At 65.0% G+C, this 18,449-nt stretch carries 18 protein-coding genes; 7 read left to right on the top strand and 11 right to left on the bottom strand.

The features are described from left to right. Positions 1-154: 154 nt before the first annotated feature. From G3A50_RS11705 to G3A50_RS11725, 5 genes are all read right to left on the bottom strand, one after another. Positions 155-1,051 (bottom strand): dihydrodipicolinate synthase family protein, encoded by an 897-nt coding sequence (locus tag G3A50_RS11705; protein WP_163075222.1) that lies wholly within the window; start codon positions 1,049-1,051, stop codon positions 155-157. Positions 1,052-1,092: 41 nt separating this feature from the next. Beyond that, a complete protein-coding gene (locus G3A50_RS11710; protein WP_163075444.1) occupies positions 1,093-1,818 on the bottom strand; it encodes an amino acid ABC transporter ATP-binding protein in 726 nt (241 codons plus the stop codon). Positions 1,819-1,827: 9 nt separating this feature from the next. Further along, on the bottom strand, positions 1,828-2,481 hold the full coding sequence (locus tag G3A50_RS11715; RefSeq protein WP_210255308.1) for an amino acid ABC transporter permease: 654 nt from the start codon (positions 2,479-2,481) through the stop codon (positions 1,828-1,830). Positions 2,482-2,506: 25 nt separating this feature from the next. After that, entirely contained in the window at positions 2,507-3,169 is a 663-nt protein-coding gene (locus tag G3A50_RS11720; protein ID WP_163075446.1) for an amino acid ABC transporter permease, read from the bottom strand. A 151-nt stretch (positions 3,170-3,320) separates the two neighbouring features. Continuing rightward, positions 3,321-4,136, bottom strand: coding sequence for an ABC transporter substrate-binding protein (locus G3A50_RS11725; RefSeq protein ID WP_163075447.1), 816 nt, complete (start codon positions 4,134-4,136; stop codon positions 3,321-3,323). Between the two features lie 283 nt (positions 4,137-4,419). Here G3A50_RS11725 and G3A50_RS11730 point away from each other — a divergent pair, with 283 nt between their 5' ends. Continuing rightward, the gene (locus G3A50_RS11730) at positions 4,420-5,088 is read left to right on the top strand and encodes a GntR family transcriptional regulator (protein ID WP_246251630.1); all 669 of its coding nucleotides are present in this window, start codon (positions 4,420-4,422) and stop codon (positions 5,086-5,088) included. 415 nt (positions 5,089-5,503) lie between these two features. Here the strand turns inward: G3A50_RS11730 and G3A50_RS11735 are convergent, their stop codons facing one another. Next, positions 5,504-5,695: a hypothetical protein gene (locus G3A50_RS11735; protein WP_163075449.1), complete on the bottom strand. Its 192-nt coding sequence runs from the start codon at positions 5,693-5,695 to the stop codon at positions 5,504-5,506. Positions 5,696-5,964: 269 nt separating this feature from the next. After that, positions 5,965-6,843 carry an AraC family transcriptional regulator gene (locus G3A50_RS11740; protein WP_210255309.1) on the bottom strand — a complete coding sequence of 293 codons (879 nt, stop codon included), beginning with the start codon at positions 6,841-6,843 and terminating at the stop codon, positions 5,965-5,967. Between the two features lie 214 nt (positions 6,844-7,057). Between G3A50_RS11740 and G3A50_RS11745 the strand changes: the two genes are divergently transcribed. Further along, a complete protein-coding gene (locus G3A50_RS11745; RefSeq protein WP_163075451.1) occupies positions 7,058-7,813 on the top strand; it encodes an SDR family NAD(P)-dependent oxidoreductase in 756 nt (251 codons plus the stop codon). Between the two features lie 140 nt (positions 7,814-7,953). Here the strand turns inward: G3A50_RS11745 and G3A50_RS11750 are convergent, their stop codons facing one another. Beyond that, positions 7,954-8,898, bottom strand: a complete 945-nt coding sequence (locus tag G3A50_RS11750; RefSeq protein WP_163075452.1) for a LysR substrate-binding domain-containing protein — start codon at positions 8,896-8,898, stop codon at positions 7,954-7,956. A gap of 284 nt (positions 8,899-9,182) precedes the next feature. Here G3A50_RS11750 and katG point away from each other — a divergent pair, with 284 nt between their 5' ends. Next, positions 9,183-11,360, top strand: coding sequence for a catalase/peroxidase HPI (katG, locus tag G3A50_RS11755; protein WP_163075453.1), 2,178 nt, complete (start codon positions 9,183-9,185; stop codon positions 11,358-11,360). A gap of 129 nt (positions 11,361-11,489) precedes the next feature. Here the strand turns inward: katG and G3A50_RS11760 are convergent, their stop codons facing one another. Beyond that, a complete protein-coding gene (locus G3A50_RS11760) occupies positions 11,490-12,128 on the bottom strand; it encodes a GntR family transcriptional regulator (protein ID WP_163075454.1) in 639 nt (212 codons plus the stop codon). Positions 12,129-12,222: 94 nt separating this feature from the next. Here G3A50_RS11760 and G3A50_RS11765 point away from each other — a divergent pair, with 94 nt between their 5' ends. The 4 genes from G3A50_RS11765 (at position 12,223) to G3A50_RS11780 (ending at position 16,226) form a co-directional block, all read left to right on the top strand. Beyond that, positions 12,223-13,386, top strand: a complete 1,164-nt coding sequence (locus G3A50_RS11765; protein ID WP_163075455.1) for an amino acid ABC transporter permease — start codon at positions 12,223-12,225, stop codon at positions 13,384-13,386. Further along, the gene (locus tag G3A50_RS11770) at positions 13,383-14,468 is read left to right on the top strand and encodes an amino acid ABC transporter permease (protein WP_163075456.1); all 1,086 of its coding nucleotides are present in this window, start codon (positions 13,383-13,385) and stop codon (positions 14,466-14,468) included. The genes G3A50_RS11765 and G3A50_RS11770 overlap by 4 nt, the downstream gene beginning before the upstream one ends. A 70-nt stretch (positions 14,469-14,538) precedes the next feature. Further along, positions 14,539-15,582, top strand: a complete 1,044-nt coding sequence (locus G3A50_RS11775) for a type 2 periplasmic-binding domain-containing protein (RefSeq protein WP_163075457.1) — start codon at positions 14,539-14,541, stop codon at positions 15,580-15,582. A gap of 83 nt (positions 15,583-15,665) precedes the next feature. Beyond that, positions 15,666-16,226: a protein-tyrosine phosphatase family protein gene (locus G3A50_RS11780; RefSeq protein WP_163075458.1), complete on the top strand. Its 561-nt coding sequence runs from the start codon at positions 15,666-15,668 to the stop codon at positions 16,224-16,226. Positions 16,227-16,368: 142 nt separating this feature from the next. Here G3A50_RS11780 and G3A50_RS11785 read toward each other — a convergent pair whose 3' ends face one another. Continuing rightward, positions 16,369-17,010, bottom strand: a complete 642-nt coding sequence (locus G3A50_RS11785; protein WP_163075459.1) for a pyridoxamine 5'-phosphate oxidase family protein — start codon at positions 17,008-17,010, stop codon at positions 16,369-16,371. A 250-nt stretch (positions 17,011-17,260) separates the two neighbouring features. After that, on the bottom strand, positions 17,261-18,202 hold the full coding sequence (locus G3A50_RS11790) for a LysR substrate-binding domain-containing protein (protein ID WP_163075460.1): 942 nt from the start codon (positions 18,200-18,202) through the stop codon (positions 17,261-17,263). Between the last annotated feature and the right edge of the window lie 247 nt (positions 18,203-18,449).

Here is an 18,449-nt window from a genome sequence, read left to right on the forward strand (position 1 = left end):
AAGCGGGTGCGCCCGTGTGGGGCCCCCGGTCCACCTGGCCGGGCGGGCCCGGCCATGGTGTCTCGCGGTGCCGGAGACCGCCGGGAGAGGGACCGCGGGAGAGAGAGCCGGCGGGCGTGTTCCCGCCGGGGAGGCCCGCCGGTTGGTCCCGGCCTCAGGCGGCCTTCGACAGCAGCGGCCGCGTGGCCAGCGCCTCGCGCACGATCGCCTCGACCCGCGCCCGCGCTTCGCCCTCTAGCGGCAGACGCGGGGCCCGCACCCGCTCGGTGGTCCCGGTCACCAGCGCCTCGACCAGCTTGAGGTTCTGGACCAGGTAGCTCGACACGTCGAGATCGAGAAGCGGGCGGAACCAGCGGTAGATCGCCAGCGCCTCGTCATAGCGCTTCGCCTTCATCAGCCGGTAGATCGCGACCGTCTCCTCCGGGAAGGCAATGACCAGACCCGCGACCCAGCCCACGGCACCGACCGCCAGCGCCTCATAGGCGAGATTGTCGACGCCGGTGAAGACGTCGTAGCGATCGCCGAACGCATTGATGATGTCGGTGGCGCGGCGGATGTCGTCGGACGATTCCTTGATCGCCACGAAGCGCGGGTCCGCCGCCAGCTCGCTCATGATCTCCACCGTCACATCGACCCGGTAGGCGATGCGGTTGGAGTAGATCATCACCGGCAGATCGGCGGCCGCGGCCACCGCGCTGAGCGTGGCGACGGTCTCTTTGGCGTTGGTGTGGTAGACGAGGCTCGGCACCACCATCAGGCCCGAGGCGCCGGCCTTGGCCGCGCGCGAAGCCAGCGAGGCGCAGTCGCGGGTCGAGGCATCGGCGATCGTCATCAGCACCGGGCGCCGGCCGGCGACGCCCTGCGCCAGCGAGAGCACCTCCAGGCGCTCGTCATGGCTCAGCATCGGGCCTTCGCCCAGCGAGCCATTGACAATCAGGCCGTCCACCCCGGCCTCGATCTGGCGCGCAAAGCAGCGCTCCATCTCCTGGTGATCAAGCTCCCCCGCCTCGGTGAACTTCGCCGAAACAGCCGGATAAACACCCTGCCACATCGTTATGCTCCTTGGGTCGTTCGAACGCGCATGCGTGGAATTCAGAGAACGGATTTGAGGAAGTCGATCGTTTCCGGCTGCCGGGGATTGCCGATCACCTGCGCGGGGGGGCCGATCTCGTGGATCCGGCCCTTGTGGAAGAAGGCGACGCGGTTCGACACCTCGCGGGCGAAGGCGATTTCGTGCGTGACCACAATCATCGTCATGCCCTCGGCCGCGAGCAGGCGCATCGTCTCCAGCACCTCGCCGACGAGCTGGGGATCGAGCGCGGAAGTCACCTCATCGAAGAGCATATAGTCCGGGGACATCGCCAGCGCACGGGCGATCGCCATGCGCTGCTGCTGGCCACCGGAGAGCTTGGACGGGTAGACCTTCAGCTTCTCGGAGAGGCCGACATGGGACAGCTTCTCCGCCGCGATGGCCTCCGCCTCCGCCTTCGATTTGCCGAGCACCTTGCGCGGGGCGAGCATGACGTTCTCCAGCACGGTGAGGTGCGGGAAGGCGTTCCACTGCTGGAACACGATGCCGATCTTGCGGCGCAGCCTGTTGAGGTCGGTGCCGCGCGCATGCACGTCGGTGCCGTCGACCAGGATGCGGCCGGAATTGATCGGCTCCAGCCCGTTGATGCACATGAGCAGGGTCGACTTGCCCGAGCCGGAGCCTCCGATGACGGAGACGACCTCGCCCTTGTCGACGGTCATGGTGACGCCCTTGACCACTTCGAGATTGCCGAAGGATTTGTGGACGTTATCGATCTCAATTGACATGGCCGCTTCTCAGTCGTTTTCGCGCCAGCGCTTCTCCAGCCGCGCACCGAGGCGCGCGATGGGGAAGCTCATCAGGAAGTAGATCAGTCCGGCGATGGAGAGCACGAAGAGCGGCTCCTGGATGCGGGTGACGATCACCTGCGAGGAGCGCAGCAATTCGACGACCCCGATCCACCAGACCATCGCCGTGTCCTTCATCACGCCCAGCGTCAGGCCGATCCAGCTCGGCAGCGCCACACGCAGGGCGATGGGGAAGACGATCTCGGTAACGTCCTGCCGGTAGGTCATGCCGAGCGAACGGGCGGCCCGGCGTGTGGTCGTCGGCACGGCGAGGAAGCCGGAGCGCACGATTTCGGTGCAGTAGGCCGACATGTACAGCGCCAGCACCACGCAGCCCACCGTGAACGGCCCCCAGTGGATGCCGACAATGGTCTTGAACGAGTTGGCCAGCACCAGCTGGATCAGCAGCGGTATGGAGCGGAACACGTCCAGTACCGCGCCGAGCGGGGCGTTGATCCACCAGGGCGAGACCGCCCGGATCACGCCGAAGGCAACCCCCAGCAGCGTGCCGCCGAGCACCGCCCAGAAGGTGATCGCCAGCGTCACGCCCGCGCCCTTGAGCATGAACCAGAGATCATTGAGCGAGAAGGTGGTGTCGAACAGGGAGGAGAACATCGTGCGGCCTCCCTCAGTAACGGAACAGGCGCCACTCCATGAGGCGGGCGGAGGCTGTGACGAACTTGGCCAGCAGATAGTAGATCACGGCGGCCATGGCGAAATATTCGAAGGTGCGGAAGGAGCGGACGTTGAGCTCCTGGGTCACGCCGGTGAGGTCATCATTGAGGCCGACGACGACGCCGAGCGAGGTCATCAAGATCGCCCAGACCATCTGGTTGGTGAGCGGATAGAACACGATGCGGAACATCTGCGGCATCACCACCAGCCGGAAAGCCTGGATCTGTCCCATGCCCAGCGAACGCGCGGCGCGCATCTGCGTCGGCGGCACCGCGCGCAGGCCGCCACGGAACGTCTCGGCGAGATAGCCGGCATTGTTGAAGGTGATGCCGGCCAGCAGCGCCACGAAGCTGTCCAGATGGATGCCCAGCGAGCCGAGGCCGAAATACGCCATGTAGATCTGGAACAGCGCCGGCGTGTTGCGCGCCAGCTCCACCCAGCTGATCGCGACGGCGCGCAGCGCGCGGTAATTCGAGCTGCTGCCCACCGCCAGAAGAATGGCGAAGAACACGCCGAGAACCATGGAGAGCGTGGCGATCTCCAGCGTTACCAGCGCGCCCGCGAGCATGTCCGGCACGGCGCGGAACGCCGGTAGCCAATGGAAGGTGTAGTTCATGCCACGCTCATCCTTCGGCTGATGCGACGCCGGGCCGCTTGCCTGAGGTTGATGGTCCTGAGGCCGTCATCGCGAACCGATCGCGCGTGCGACGCGGGGATGGCCGGGGGCGGCGGCCCGGATCCTACCGGACCGCCGCAGTGCAGGACGCTCAGCGATAGACGCCGGCGATGGTCAGGTCGGGCGCCTCGCCGAGGCCGATCCACTTGTCGTAGAGCGCCTTGTAGCGGCCGGTGCGGACCTGCTGGTTGATGAACAGGTTGAGGTAGTTGATCAGGCCCTGCTCGTTGCGCAGCGCGATGAGCGCGACATAATCGATGTCGTAGGGCGCGTCGCCGCCCATCATCAGGCCCTTGTACTTGCCATCCTTCACGATCGCCGCGGCGACGGTCGAGGTGACGACGGTGGCGTCGATCTGGCCCTGGGACAGCGCCAGGAACACGTCGGCCTGGGTCTGGTAGCCGTTGAAGGTGGTGCCGTCGCCCCACTTCTTCACGTCCTTCTCAAGCGCAAGCGCCTCGAAGGTGCCGGAGACAGAGCCGGTCTTCTTGCCCTTGAGGTCGGCGTAATCCTTGATGCCGAGGCCGTCCTTGGTGAGAACGACCATCTTGAAGGCGAAGTAGGGGATGGTGAAGCCGGCGGTCTTGGCGCGCTCCAGCGTGTCCGAGGTGGACGCGACACCGACGTCGACGCGGCCGGAGATCAGCGCGGGAATGCGGTCCGGGAACGGCGTCTCGACGATCTCGGCCTTCACGCCAAGCACCTTGGCGAGGTCGTTGCAGTAATCGACGTCGAAGCCGATCGGCTCATTGTTGGCATCCCGCGAACCCATGGGCGGGAAGTCGAGCACCACGGCGCAGCGCAGTGTACCGGAGGCGATGATGTCGTCGAGCTTGTCCGCCTGCGCGGGCAGCGCGGCAGCAAGCGTCAACGTCGCGGCGGCCAGAATGCCGAATCCCTTGAACATAACGGCTGTCCTCTGAAGGAGTTTGTTTCGCTGTTAGTGGCCGTTGGCGTCGAAGGTGAAGGCGCCGTACGGCGACCGGGAAAGTGTCCGCTTATTGGATCCAAGTTTCAATATCCTTTTTGCAAACTCCGTGCGATTTTGTCTCCTGCCCGATGGGCTTTGGCGTCGCAGGCTGGGAAACGGCAAGGTATGCAATGCGTTGGTTGGCAACGAATCGGCCTTGAAGCCGGTCGCGCCACTCGGGAGGTGAATGGTGAAGGTTAGGGCAACGGACATAGCGCAGATGGCGTCTGCCTCGGACGTCATCTTCGATGCGCTGCGCGAGGCGATTGCCAAGGGGGATATCGCCGAAGGCCAGACCCTGCGGCAGGACCATATCGCCCGGATGTTCAATGTCAGCCGGATACCTGTGCGCGAGGCGCTGACCCGGCTGGAAGAGCAGGGGCTGGTGACGACGCAGCGCTACCGTGGCGCGGTGGTTACGACGCTCTCCACCGACGAGATCCGCGAGATCTTCGAATTCCGCGCGCTGCTGGAGCCGGAGGTTCTGCGCTATTCGGTCGAGCGCATCTCGGATGAGGGGCTGGAGAACGCCAAGCGCTTTGCCCACGCCTTCTCGACCGAGACCGATTCATCGCACTGGGGTGAACTGAACCGGGGCTTCCACTACAGCCTCTACGAGGCGTCCGGACGGCCCTATTACCTTCAGACCATCAGCGCGGCGCTGGATCGGGTGGATCGCTACCTGCGCGCGCAGCTCGTGCTGACGTCCGGCATGGAAAGGGCCCGACGCGAGCACGAGGGCATCCTGGATGCCTGCATCCGTCGTGACGCGGACGAGGCCGCGCGGCTCACCCGGGAGCACATTCTCGGCGCCAGCGTTTCGCTGATCGAGTTCCTGCAGCGGACGCGGACGCGGACGGGGGACGATGCCGGCGCGGAGCGGGGGTGACCGTGATCGCATCGGCACGCCCCTCGTCGAGGGCCGCCTGCGCCTTTTGAGCGTCAGAGTCGGAGTTGAGCACCAGCGGTGCCTTGAAGATATTGCGGATCATCGGGGCGCGTGCGGGCCGGTCCGGGCTCGCGCAGCTCCAGAAAGGCGATGCCGATACCTTCGAGTATCTCCGCGCCCTGGGCGAACAGAGGCTCGGGGTTCGGGTCGTTGACCCCCTGCTCTTCGCCGTTGGGCGACAGCCGTACCGCCGTCCGTTTCCGGAACCATCCAATAATCTGGCGCGACAGGGAGGTGAAGGCTCAACCGCCCGGCATTGCGCCGCCGGGTCAGGCGCCGGTAGAGGAAGGCGCGTGATGCTCGGGAGCAATCGGCCGGCGTGTGCCGGCCGGTGCCCTGTCAGACTAGGCGCGGCTCACCGTGCCAGCTTCTCGCGCTGCTTCAGGAGCTCGTCCAGCTGCGCCTGCTGTTCCGCGATGCGACTGGCGGCGCGATCCTCGTCCGCCGCGCCGGAATAGGCCGCCGCCTGTTCGGTCAGTTCCGACAGGTTGCTGCGCGCGATGGCGATGCGTTCATCGAGTTCGATGAGGGTGGTGGCGTCCGGCATGGCAATGTCCTCTTGTTCGGCAAATGGAGACCGCAGCATCATCTTGTCGCGGATCGCCGCGGCGGCAGAGTCTCTAGACCCCGCCACGGGCTTTTGTAAGTACCAGCTAAATGGTGAGGTCGTCCCTCATCGGTCCGCCGGGAGCCTGAAAAGCGGGCGATCCGGCGCGCGTACGGCAAGCGGATGAGGCCGCCGGTGTCATGAGCGCTTAAGTGTCCGCGAGCGGGGCGCGCGAAGGGTGTCACAGCGGGCCGGTCGGGCAACCCCGCTCAGGCGCAAAGCCGCGCCTGCCTTATGTCGCGTGCGGGAGGCGTTCCGAAAAGCCGGCCATATTCGCGGGTGAACTGCGGCACGCTTTCATACCCGACCGCCCAGGCCGCAGAACGGATGTCGGCCCCTTCGGCCAGCATCATCCGCCGTGCTTCGATCAGGCGCAGCTGCTTCTGGAACTGGAGCGGCGACAGCGTCGTGATGGCGCGAAAATGCTGGTGGAAGGACGACAGGCTCATGCCTGAAACCTCCGCCAGTTCCTCGACCCGGAGCGGTTCAGCGAAGTCCCGCCGAATGACCGCGACGGCGCGGGCGATGCGCTGGGCGTGGCTGTCGGTGATGCCGAGGGCGCGGATCGCGGCGCCATGTCGGCCGGCCAGCAGCCAGTAATGCATCTCGCGCAGCGAGGGATCGCGCAGAACCGGCAGCGCCGTTGGGCGCTCGACCAGCCGCATCAGGCGCGCCGCGGCATCGGCCACATCCGCATCCGTCGGTGCGACCTGCGCCGCGCCGGCGCTGTCCGCCGATACGCCGGCCATCTCCATCGACAGATCGCGCAGGATGGCGGGGTCGAGTTCCAGAACCAGCGAATAATAGGGGTGCGCGGGGCTGGCCTGAACGATCTGGCTGACCGTCGGCACATCCGCTGAAACCAGCAGCGATTCACCGGGGCCGAATTCGATGGTGTCTCCCGCGATGGTCACGCGCTTCCTGCCCTGGAGAATCATCGCCACCAGGGGACGGTAGACCATGACCTGCAAGGGACTTGGGGCGGTGGCGCGGATGAGGGTGAGGCCCGGTATCGGCGTCTGGGCCGCGCCGAACCGGTCAGCATGTGCGTCGGCATGGCGGCGCACATTATCGAGGAGAGCATCCATCATCTTCGAATGATGAGCCTTCCCGATCTTTCAGGCAAGCGGTTGTCCCAGAACAGGCAAGGGCGTAACGAGTTTTTTCGAGCTGAAGCAATCTCTTGTGTACTTCGGCGCGTGAAATTTCAGAGAAACAGGCAATTCGTTGCGAGGAATTGGCAACCCACATCGCTCTTCCTGTCCCATCTTTCGCTCATCTCTTTGGACGGAAGGAACAGACATGACCAAGATCACGCTGGTGACAGGGGCCAATCGCGGCCTCGGCCGCAACACCGCGCTCAGCATCGCCCAGCGTGGCGGCGATGTGATCGTCACCTATCGAGGCAACGAGGCGCAGGCTCAGGAGGTGGTTGCTGACATTCGCGCCCTCGGCCGCAAGGCCATCGCTTTGCAGCTTGATGTCTCGAAGTCCGCCGATTTCCCCGCCTTTGCCGGGGTGCTGCGCGAGGCTCTACGCGAGACCTGGGGGCGCGAGACATTCGATCATCTGATCAACAATGCGGGCCACGGAGAATTCGCCCCGATCAGCGAGACCACCGAAGCGCAGTTCGACGGGCTCTTCGACGTGCATGTGAAGGGCGTTTTCTTCCTCGTCCAGGCGCTTTTGCCCATCATCGCCGATGGCGGTCGAATCGTGAATTTCTCCACGGGCCTGACGCGCTTTGCCAGTCCGGGATTTGCCGCCTATGCGGCGGCCAAGGGGGCTGTCGAGGTGATGAGCGTCTACATGGCCAAGGAATTTGGCGCGCGCGGCATTACGGTGAACACGGTGGCGCCCGGTGCGATCGAGACGGATTTCGGCGGCGGCGTGGTGCGCGACAATCCCGAGATGAACAAGCATTTCGCCGCGATGACGGCGCTTGGCCGCGTGGGCGTTCCCGACGACATCGGGCCGATGGTGGCGAGCCTTCTTCGCGATGACAACCGTTGGGTCACGGCGCAGCGGATCGAGGTTTCCGGCGGCCAGATGATCTGAGCACCGGGGCTTGCGAGCGAGGCGGCGCGCGGCTGAACTCCGCGCGCCGCCTTTTCGCGTCTCGCCGCCAGGTCCACTGGCGACGGCGGCGCGCGATGGTGCGGACCGAGCGTTCCTCGGGCGTACGCAGGCATGCCGTGTCAACCCGGTGCGCCTTCCCTGGGGGATGACGCGCCGTGTTGTTCGCGCATGACATCGGCCGCGTGGCGGACCGCCTCGGATATCTGGATGAGCTGCTTCGCCAGCGGACTTGTCTTGCGCCAGACCATTCCGATGGTGCGCGAGGGTTCGGGGTCTTTGAAGCGCACGACGGAAACCGACGCCGAGCGGGTTTCCAGCGCAACGGCCATTTCCGGGATCAGGGTGATGCCGATGCTGGCATCGACCATCTGCACCAGCGTGGAGAGGGAGCTCGCATCCAGAAAGTCGCGCGCGGGTGTCGCGCGCATGTCGATATTGCAGAATGAAAGGGCCTGGTCGCGAAAGCAGTGCCCTTCTTCCAGCAGCAGCAACCTCATTTCGCGAAGCGCTTCGGGGCTGGGCACCGGCTTGCCTTCATCGTGGCCGGGCCGAACCAGCACGAAGCTCTCCTCCAGCAGGGTGATCTCGGTGAGTGCCGATTCCGAGACGGGCAGGGCGACGATCGCCGCGTCGAGCCGGCCTTCTTCCAGCTCTTGGATAAGCCGGGGCGTCTGCGTCTCGCGCACGTGAATGTCGAGCCCCTTGTACCGGCGGCTCAGATTGCCGAGCAGCGTCGGCAGCAGATAGGGCGCGACGGTGGGGATCACGCCGATGCGCAGCCGCCCGACCAGCCGATCCTGCGACGCCCGCGCCAGATCGTTCAACTCGTCGACAGAACGCAGAATGGCGCGAATACGCAACGCGAACTCCTCGCCGAAGCCGGTCAGGCGGACCTGGCGCGAGCTGCGCTCGAACAGCTCGATGCCGACCTCCGCTTCCAACTCCTTGATCTGCATCGACAATGCCGGTTGGGAGATGCCGCACGCCTCCGCCGCGCGCCTGAAATGTCCATGCCGCGCCAAGGCCTCGAAGTAGCGAAACTGCTTCAATGTCAGATTTTTCATAAGAGGAGCTTATCGTTCCAATCAGCAAATCGGAATTAATCTAATGAGGGAAACTTGATATGAGCCTTGGGGCCGATCAGGAATGGCCGATATTCGCCGCCGCCTCGCCTCCCTTGTGCCCGCTGACGGGTATTATGGTGAACAAGGACGGTGGCGTATGTTGGCTCTTCTGCTCTCGGCACGGCAATTCCGAGCTGGCCACGGCAATGGGATCTGGTTCCCGTGCCGGCCCCGGTTCGTCCAGTTAAGCAGCGCAACGACCACAGTCTTGATCGGAGAACAGCATGAGCGAGACGACTGACGGCAGCACGGGTAAATGCCCGGTCGCTCACGGCACCAGCGGCACCCAGAACCGGGACTGGTGGCCGAACCAGTTGCGGGTCGACCTGCTGAACCAGCACTCGTCCAAATCCGATCCGCTGGACAAGACGTTCAACTATCGCGAGGAATTCAAGAAGCTCGACTACGAGGCGCTGAAGAGCGACCTGCGCAAGCTGATGCGGGACTCGCAGGACTGGTGGCCGGCTGATTTCGGCAATTACGGCCCGCAGTTCGTCCGCATGGCCTGGCATTCCGCCGGCACCTATCGCCTGGCCGATGGTCGTGGCGGTGGCGGTCGCGGCCAGCAGCGCTTTGCGCCGCTGAACAGCTGGCCGGACAATGTGAACATCGACAAGTCGCGCCGCCTGCTGTGGCCGATCAAGCAGAAGTACGGCCAGAAGATCTCCTGGGCCGATCTGATGATTCTGACCGGCAACGTCGCGCTGGAGACCATGGGCTTCCGCACCTTCGGCTTCGGCGGCGGGCGCGAGGACACCTGGGAGCCGGATCTCGACGTGAACTGGGGTTCCGAGACCAGCTGGCTGACGCACCGCTCTCTCGACAAGTTCGACGCCCCGCTGAGCGCCACCGAGATGGGCCTCATCTATGTCAATCCGGAAGGCCCGAATGCCAGCGGCGATCCGCTGGCGGCGGCCGCCTTCATCCGTGAGACCTTCGCCCGCATGGCGATGAACGACGAGGAAACCGTCGCGCTGATCGGCGGCGGCCACACCTTCGGCAAGACCCATGGTGCCGCGCCCGAATCCCACAAGGGCGCCGAGCCGGAAGCCGCCGGGCTGGAAGCACAGGGCCTTGGCTGGACCAGCAATTTCGGCACTGGCAGCGGTGCCGACGCCATCGGCAGCGGCCTTGAAGTGACCTGGACGCAGACGCCGGCGCAGTGGAGCAACTTCTTCTTCGAGAACCTGTTCGGGTTTGAATGGGTGCAGACCCGCAGCCCTGCAGGCGCCATCCAGTGGGAGGCCAAGGACGCCGAGGCGGTTATCCCCGACGCGCATGATCCGACCAAGAAGCGCAAGCCGACCATGCTGACGACCGATCTGACCCTGCGGTTCGACCCGGTCTATGAGAAGATTTCGCGCCGCTTCCTCGAGAACCCGCAGGCCTTCGCTGAGGCCTTCGCCCGCGCCTGGTTCAAGCTGACCCATCGTGATCTGGGTCCGCGCGCCCGCTATCTGGGTCCGGAAGTGCCCCGGGAAGTGCTGATCTGGCAGGACCCGGTTCCGACGGTTGATCACGCGCTGATCGACGATGCCGACGCCGCGGCGCTTAAGGCGAAGGTGCTGGCCTCCGGCCTGACGGTGTCCGAACTGGTCGGCACCGCCTGGGCTTCGGCTTCCACCTTCCGTGGCGGCGACAAGCGCGGCGGCGCCAACGGCGCGCGTGTTCGCCTTGCCCCGCAGAAGGACTGGGAGGTCAACCAGCCTCAGCAGCTGGCCAGGGTGCTTGCGCTTCTGGCGGGCATCCAGTCCGAGTTCAATCTGGGCGCCGGTGGCGTCAAGAAGGTCTCGCTCGCCGACCTGATCGTGCTCGCCGGCAATGCCGGCATCGAGCAGGCGGCGAAGGCTGCCGGTCACGATGTGTCCGTGCCGTTCTCGCCGGGGCGCACCGATGCCTCACAGGACGAGACCGATGTTCACTCCTTCGAGGTGATGGAGCCGACGGCCGATGGCTTCCGCAACTATCAGAGTGCGGCGTCGAAGGTGCCAGCGGAAGTGGCGCTGATCGACAAGGCGCAGCTGCTGACCCTGACCGCGCCCGAGCTGACCGTTCTGATCGGTGGCCTGCGTGCGATCAACATCAACGCCGGCGGTTCCGCCCATGGCATACTCACCGAGCGTCCCGGCGCGCTGACGAACGACTTCTTCGTCAATCTGCTGGATATGGGTACGCAGTGGAAGGCTTCCGCCGAGGCCAAGGACGTCTATGAGGGCCATGACCGCAAGACCGGCGCGCCCAGGTGGACGGGCACCCGTGTCGATCTCGTGTTCGGCTCGAACTCGGTGCTGCGTGCTCTGGCCGAGGTGTATGCCAGCTCCGATGCGCAGGCGAAGTTCGTGAACGACTTCGTCGCGGCCTGGACCAAGGTGATGAACCTCGATCGCTTCGATCTGCTCTGATCCTCGCCGAAAGCCCCCGACCGCCGCCTGGCGGTTGGGGGTGGAGGCATGGTGAGGAGACGCAGACCCAAGACGGGCGCGCGCGATCACATCAGTGTCGTCCGGAGACCGGATCGGCACCCGCGGCGCTCATGCTGACTGAGTGGCGGCCTCGATGTCGAAGAGGTCGGCGGCCAGATGGAACAATGCCGCACGCCCTGTAGCGGCCTTTTCCTTCGCGGCGAGGCAAAGGCGGGCCAGGCTTTCGATCGGCTGGCCTTCCTCATGGCCCATACCGGCCAGCGACCAGCGCACGACCCGCCAGCCGCTGACAAGGTGGGCGTCCGCGATGACCGTATCGGGGATCAGCCGCGACAAGGTCGCGTTCAGTTCCGCGAACAGGTCAAAGGCGTCGGCCTTGTCGACCGCCTCACCTTGCCGGATGTGCTGCGCCAGTCCTGCAAGTCGCCCTTTCACCTCCAGCGGCAAAGGTGCGTCGGGCAGGGCGGCGACGAGCCGCAACAGCCCGCAATGCACGGCGAAGTGCATCCTGCGCGCCGTCAGATCAATCGGGTTCGAGATCGAGCCGACGCCGGTCCGAACCTCGATCAATCCCTCATAGGCCAGCCTCTGCAGCGCCTGCCGGACTGGCGTGCGCGACACGCCGAATTCGACGGCCAGCGTGCCTTCGAGCAGCATGGCCTGCTCGTCGAGCGGTTGCAGGCAGATACGCTTGCGGATGGCATCCGCGATCTCATCAGCCCGTGGTCGCGGGGAGAACGACGTCATCGCGGTCCTTCGCCTGTTGTCAGCGGTCCGTCATTTTGTTGACGTGCGACATGTATACACGTATGCAGGGTAAGCTACCCGAAGGGCGAACACCTTGCAAGATTGCCGTCCCCCTCTCGCGCGTGTCCGCCCCGACTGGCTGGGAATAGCCGTCGTCGGGCTGGTTGCTGCCGGGCTGGGGCTTCTTGGCGTCAACGTCATTCTCAACATGCATGCCGCTGGATTGACGCCGGGCTATGGTTTCATGGCGCAGGCGGCCGGTTTCGATCTCAGTGAAAGTCTGATTCCGTATACTGCGGGCGACACCTATGCGCGAGTGATCTTCGCGGGGCTTCTCAATACAGTCTTCCTTGCGCTTGCGTCTCTGGCCCTGGCTACGGTGCTGGGGGTCGTGATGGGGCTGGTCAGCGTCACTCCGAGCCCGCCGGGCCGTGCGGTCGCGTTGCTCTACGTCGAACTGTTCCGCAACCTTCCCAAAATCCTCGTATTGCTGGTGCTCTACGTGGTCGCGGTGCGCGGCCTTCCGCCGGTGCGGGCGGCGCTGTCGCTGGGACCGGCGCATCTGTCGAACCGCTCGATCTATCTGCCCACGGTCCTGCCCGACCCGAGCCAGATCTGGCTGATCCTGCCTCTGGCCGCGTCGGCGCTCGCGGCGCTTTGGTGGACGCGCAAGGCTGCGCGGATCAAACGCGATACCGGGCGCGAATGGCCCGTCGTGCCCGTGGTGTTGGCCTTGATCGTCGGCGGGCCGCTCGGCTTTGCCCTTCTCGCCGATGTGCCGCTGACGCTCAGCCTGCCGAGGCTGGAACGCTTTGACTATGTGGGCGGCATGCGGCTCTCGGTGCAGTTCATCGTGGTGCTGCTGACGCTTGGGCTCTACCACGGCGCGCAGATCTGCGAAGTCGTGCGTGGCGGCATTCTCGCCGTGCCGGCGGGTCAGGTCGAGGCGGCCCGCGCCCTCGGGCTGACGTCCGGACAGGTGACGCGCCTTGTGGTGCTGCCGTTGGTCTTGCGGACCGTGATCCCGCCGATGATCAACCAGTATGTCAACCTGATCAAGAACACGTCGATCGCCATAGCGGTGGGTTATTCCGACCTGATGTCGGTCAGCGGCACGATCATCAACCAGACCTTCCGCCCGCTGGAAATGATGCTGGTTACCATGGGGCTTTATCTCGGCCTGTGCCTTCTGGCGTCGTCGCTGATGAACCGCGTGAACGACAGGCTTCAGGCGCGGACCGCGAGGACGGCGCCATGATGGGCGCGGCGCGACCCCCCGGACAGCGCCGGGAACGGTTGCGCAAATGGGCCGGTACGCCGGTCACTGCCCTGGTGTCGGCCCTCAGCGCGGCGCTCGGGCTTTGGGTGTTGTGGCGGGTACTCGATTGGACCGTGCTTTCGGCTATCTCGCCGGCGCACCCGATGGCGATCTGCGCCGACGCGCATGGAGCGTGCTGGCGGTTCTATGTCGAAAAGAGCCGGTTCATGCTCTTCGGCACCTACCCCTATTCCGAACACTGGCGGCCGGCGCTGGTCTCTGCGCTACTGCTGGCGTTGTCGGGACTGGTGGGCCTGCGCATCACCGGAAGGCTCAGTTTCATTCGCCCGAGAGTGCTGATCGCTGCCTGGCTGGTGATGATCCCTCTGGTGTTCGTGCTGATGGGCGGGGGCTGGGCAGGACTGGCGCCGGTGGACATCTCGCGCTGGAACGGCATGCCGGTGCTGCTGATCCTGTCGGTCATCGCCATCGCGCTGTCCCTTCCGTTGGGAGTGATGCTGGCGGTTCTGCGGTATCAAAGCCGGTGGCCGGTCCTGCGCAGGGCCGCCGTCGTCTACATCGAGACCATGCGCGGCATCCCGATGGTGACGGTGCTGTTCGTAGGGGTCTTCGTCCTGCCCCTGACGCTTCCACCCGGCACCGTCATCAGTCCGGTGCTGGCCACATTGGTCGCGCTGATCTTCTTCCATGCCTCCTACTTCGCCGAGGATGTGCGCGGGGGACTGCAATCCCTGCCCGGCAGCCAGGATGAGGCCGCGCGTTCGCTTGGTCTGTCCTGGGGGCAGATGATGCGTCTTGTGCTGTTGCCGCAGGCGCTGTCGCGCAGTCTGCCCGCCTTGGTGAACTCGGTAATCGGTGCCTACAAGGACACCTCGCTCGTCGTCGTGCTGGGCATTCACGACCTGACGTCGACCGCGCGAATGGCCTTCAGCGAACCCGGCTGGGGAGGCTTCGCGTTCGAGGCCTATGCCTTTGTCGGAGCGTGGTTTCTGGTGTCCTGCGCCTTCCTGTCCTGGGTCGGGCGCGAATTGCATCGCCGGCAAGGCGCGCAAGGCGGTTGAAACTGTCACGAAAGTAAAGAAGTATACAAGTATACAGTGCTTCCGTTATTCAGCCCCTCAGGAGAAGCCGATGTCCCTTTCCAAGCCCGTGATGCCCCTCATCTCCGTCTTCCTCGTCCTTGCCGCGGCGCCCGCCGTCGCCGGACCGGTCATGGACGACATCAAGGCGACGAACAGCGTGGTTTGCCTGGTCAGCCCGAGCGCGCCGGGCTTTTCGGTTCCGGACAGCAAGGGCGTCTTCCAAGGTTTCAACGCCGATTTCTGCCGCATGGCCGCGGCCGCAATCCTTGGTGATGCCGGCAAGGCGGACATCCGGGGTGTCGGCTTTTCCGACTCGATGAAGACCATCGTCGCTGGCGGCGCGCATATGGCCTCGCGCTCGATCACCCGCACCGGCACCCGCGACGCGGACGAGGGCATGGCCTTCGTCGTGACCACGTTCTTCGATGGCCAGGGCTTCATGGTGTCGAAGAAGCTGGGTGTCAGCAGTGCCCGCGAACTCAACGGGGCCAGCGTCTGCGCCGAGGACGGCTCGACCACGCTTCTCAATATCGCCGACTGGTTCGGCGCGGAGGGCTTGACCTACCGTGTCGAGAACATCGCCGACAAGACGGCACGTCTCCAAGCGTTCTTTTCCGGCAAGTGCGATGTCTATGCCTCCGACGTGACCGCGCTCACCGCCGACCGCCAGCTGGCGCCCAACCCGGCGGATTACGTCATCCTTCCCGAGGTGATCTCCAATGAGCCGCTGACACTTGTGGCGCGCCCCGACCAGGCTTTTGAAGCGGCGCTGTTCTGGAGCTTCCAGGTCATGCTGAACGCGGACAGCTACGGCGTCACCTCGGCCAATATCGATGAGATCGTGGCCGATCTCGATCAGCAGCCGCCGGCCGTGAAGCGCATGTTCGGCACCGACTCGGCCACGACGGACATGGCCGCCAAGCTCGGTCTGCCGAAGGATTGGGCCTATCAGGTCGTCAAGCAGGTTGGCTCCTATGGCGAGGTGTTCAACCGTCACCTCGGTGTCGACACGCCGTTCGGCCTCGACCGCAAACAGACCCCCAACGCCCAGTCGGCCGATGGCGGCCAGATGTACCCGTACCCGATCCGCTGATCGCCATCCTTAAGAGTGCCACGGATTCCTGCGCGCCCCATGGACAAGTGGGGCGCGCAACCACGCGACAGGACGCCTGCCCAATGGGATTCCCCGACGAAAGCGACGCCAGCTCGGTGCGCGCGATCTGTGCCCGCCCCGGTGGCGGGCGTGTCATTACCATGGGCTTTCCCGGCCTTGATACCGATCCGCGCGGGCGCGCCTGGCTCAATCCTGAACGGCTTGAGGCGACACTGGATGTCGCCGTGACGGCCGGGTTGCGGCTTCTCCTCATTCTCGCGCAGGCGGACGAGTTGCCGGAAGGAGCCGTCGCCTATGTGCGTGAAGCCTCACGGGCCCGGAGAGTGCGGGCGCTTGCCCTGCCGATCCAGGATTATTCGGTTCCCGGCGCCTCTTTCCTGCGTGCCTGGCGCCGGCTGGCGCCGCTCCGCCAAAGGATCTTCGCCGATGGACAGGCGGTGGGCGTGTGCTGCCACCATGGTGCGGGTCGCAGCGGCGTTGTCGCGGCGATGCATCTGATCGAGGCGGGCGTCGAACCCGCCGCGGCTGTTTCCGCCTTGCGCGCCCAGTTTGCCGAAACGGTGGAAAACAAGCTGCAATACCAATGGCTGGAACGGTATCCAGAGCTGTTGGCGTCCGCTTGAGACGTGCCGTGCGTGATCGGTGCGGCGGTGGAGCTGGCGCCCCGTTGAGACGCCGCGACGGGTACTGACGCAGGTGATGCTTCTCACGCATCGAGGCCACCTTCCGCGACCTTGGACGGAAGTTCGCGCGTGACGGGACGCATCAGGACGTTCCGTCGCCGCTCCCCGTGATGCCGAGGCGCGCGCGCAGCGCGGCATTTTCCGCTTCGAGCTGAGATACCCGTTCGCGAAGCGGACGCACCGCCTCGGCAATTTCAGGCTCGGTGAAGCGCGGCGTGATGTGCTGGGGGCAGTTCCAGTCGAAAGCGTCGAGGCGCAGCCTGAAGATACGCTCCAGCTTGGCCCGGTAGCCCTTCGGGGTGATGCGTTCCGTCAGCGCCGGGTCGGCGTCGAGCGACAGGATGTCGACATGGGCATAGATCTTCAGGCGCGCCCGATGAGGATAGTCGACGAGGAACAGGCAGGCCCGGCTGTCCGCGGCTAAATTGCCGGCGCTGATGTACTGAAGATTGCCCCGGTAGTCGGCAAAGGCCAGGGTGCGCTCATCGATCATCTTCAGAAAGCCGCGCGGGCCACCGCGGTGCTGAACATAGGGCCAGCCGGTTTCCGAGACGCTGGCCATGTAGAAGCTGTCGCGGGCGGCGATGAACATCGCCTCGTCTTCGGTAAAGCGGTCGGATGCGCGGCTGCCCTTGAAGTCCTTCCACAGATGGTCCACCCCCATCTCGGCCTGCACATTCCGAACACTGGGCGTTACCGCAATGTCGAGGAAGCCGTAGGGCATGATGACCTCTGTGCGACCCGTCGGCAGGGCCGCCTTTCTTCCGGTTTGATGTCACACGGGGGCAGCACGAGGCGAGAGCCGCCAGCCTTCGCGTGTCCCCGACAATGCCGCTTTCCGGCCCGCCGCATAACCCGGCAAGTTGAGAACCATCCTTCCAGTAAAAGCAAAGACGAGGAGATCGTCCAGCGGTGGTGACACGCGGGCCATTGGGCTGGCGATGTTCCCAAGCCTGCGTTCGCCAAGCCCGCGCTCAGCGGGTCGTGCCGAGGTCGCGCCCGGATGCGAACGTCGCCGTTTCTTCCCGCAGCCGATCTCTCAGCCGCGGCGCCGCGAAGTCGAGAAAGGCCCGAACCTTCCGGGGCAGCAACTGCTGCCCGGCATAGACGAGGCTGACCGGCCATGCGGCGAGTTCGTAATCCTCAAGGACGAGTTCCAGCGCTCCGGCAAGCCGCGCTTCGGTGATCTGGTAGGACAGGAGCCGGGTGAGCCCCAGGCCGGCGACGGCGCCAGCGATGGCTGCCTCTGCCGTCGTTACCGTCAATCTCGAATGGATCGGCACCATCACGTCGCCCGTGGGTGACGAAAAGCGCCAGGCCTCGGGCGAGGAGAGATTGTCGAAGGTGACGCAGGCATGATCGCGCAACGCCTCCGGCTGCTGCGGCCGGCCATGGGCCGCGAGATAGGAGGGACTGGCGCAGGTGACCCGTCTTACGCTGCCAACGCTTGAGGCGATCAGACTGCTTTCGCCCAGCTCACCGATCCGCAGCGCGACATCGACGTCCGATTCCAGAAGGTCCAGCAGGCGGTCGGCGAGGACAAGCTTCACGTCTATGTCGGGATACTGGTTTAGAAAGCCGGCTATGATCGGGACCATATGGAGGCGCCCGAACACGATCGGGGCGGTGACGGTCAAGCGGCCCTTCGGGTCCCGATGAACGCCCATCGCCGCGCGTTCCGCTTCCTCGACCTGTTCAAGGATGCGCCGGCAGGCCTCGACATACAGCCGTCCTGCTTCAGTCAGGCTGAGATGGCGGCTCGACCGATTGAGCATGCGTGTTTTCAGATGAGCTTCGAGCTCGGCGATCCGTCGGCTGACCGTGGCCAGGGGAACGTCCATCTGCTTGGCGGCGGCCGACAATGTGCCGGCTTCGACGACCTTCAGCAAAACCGCCATAGCGCTGAACTTGTCCACCGGCCATCTTCCCAAAAAGAGCAATCAACCTTCTCGGAATCGTTGATTTACCGAGCGCCGCGCAAGGATATAGCTTCCTCTTCAAGAAATACACATGCCATCAACTTCGACTTTCCGAAGGCTCACTGCAGATGACGCCTTCGAAAGCGATGCCGGGGTTCGCCCCGGCGGCCTCGCATGCCTCATCCTTCGGTGTCGATACCGAACGGTTTCAACCACTTCCAACCGCCATTCGCAGGAGCCGTCC

Source organism: Ancylobacter pratisalsi (assembly GCF_010669125.1).
GTDB lineage: Bacteria > Pseudomonadota > Alphaproteobacteria > Rhizobiales > Xanthobacteraceae > Ancylobacter > Ancylobacter pratisalsi.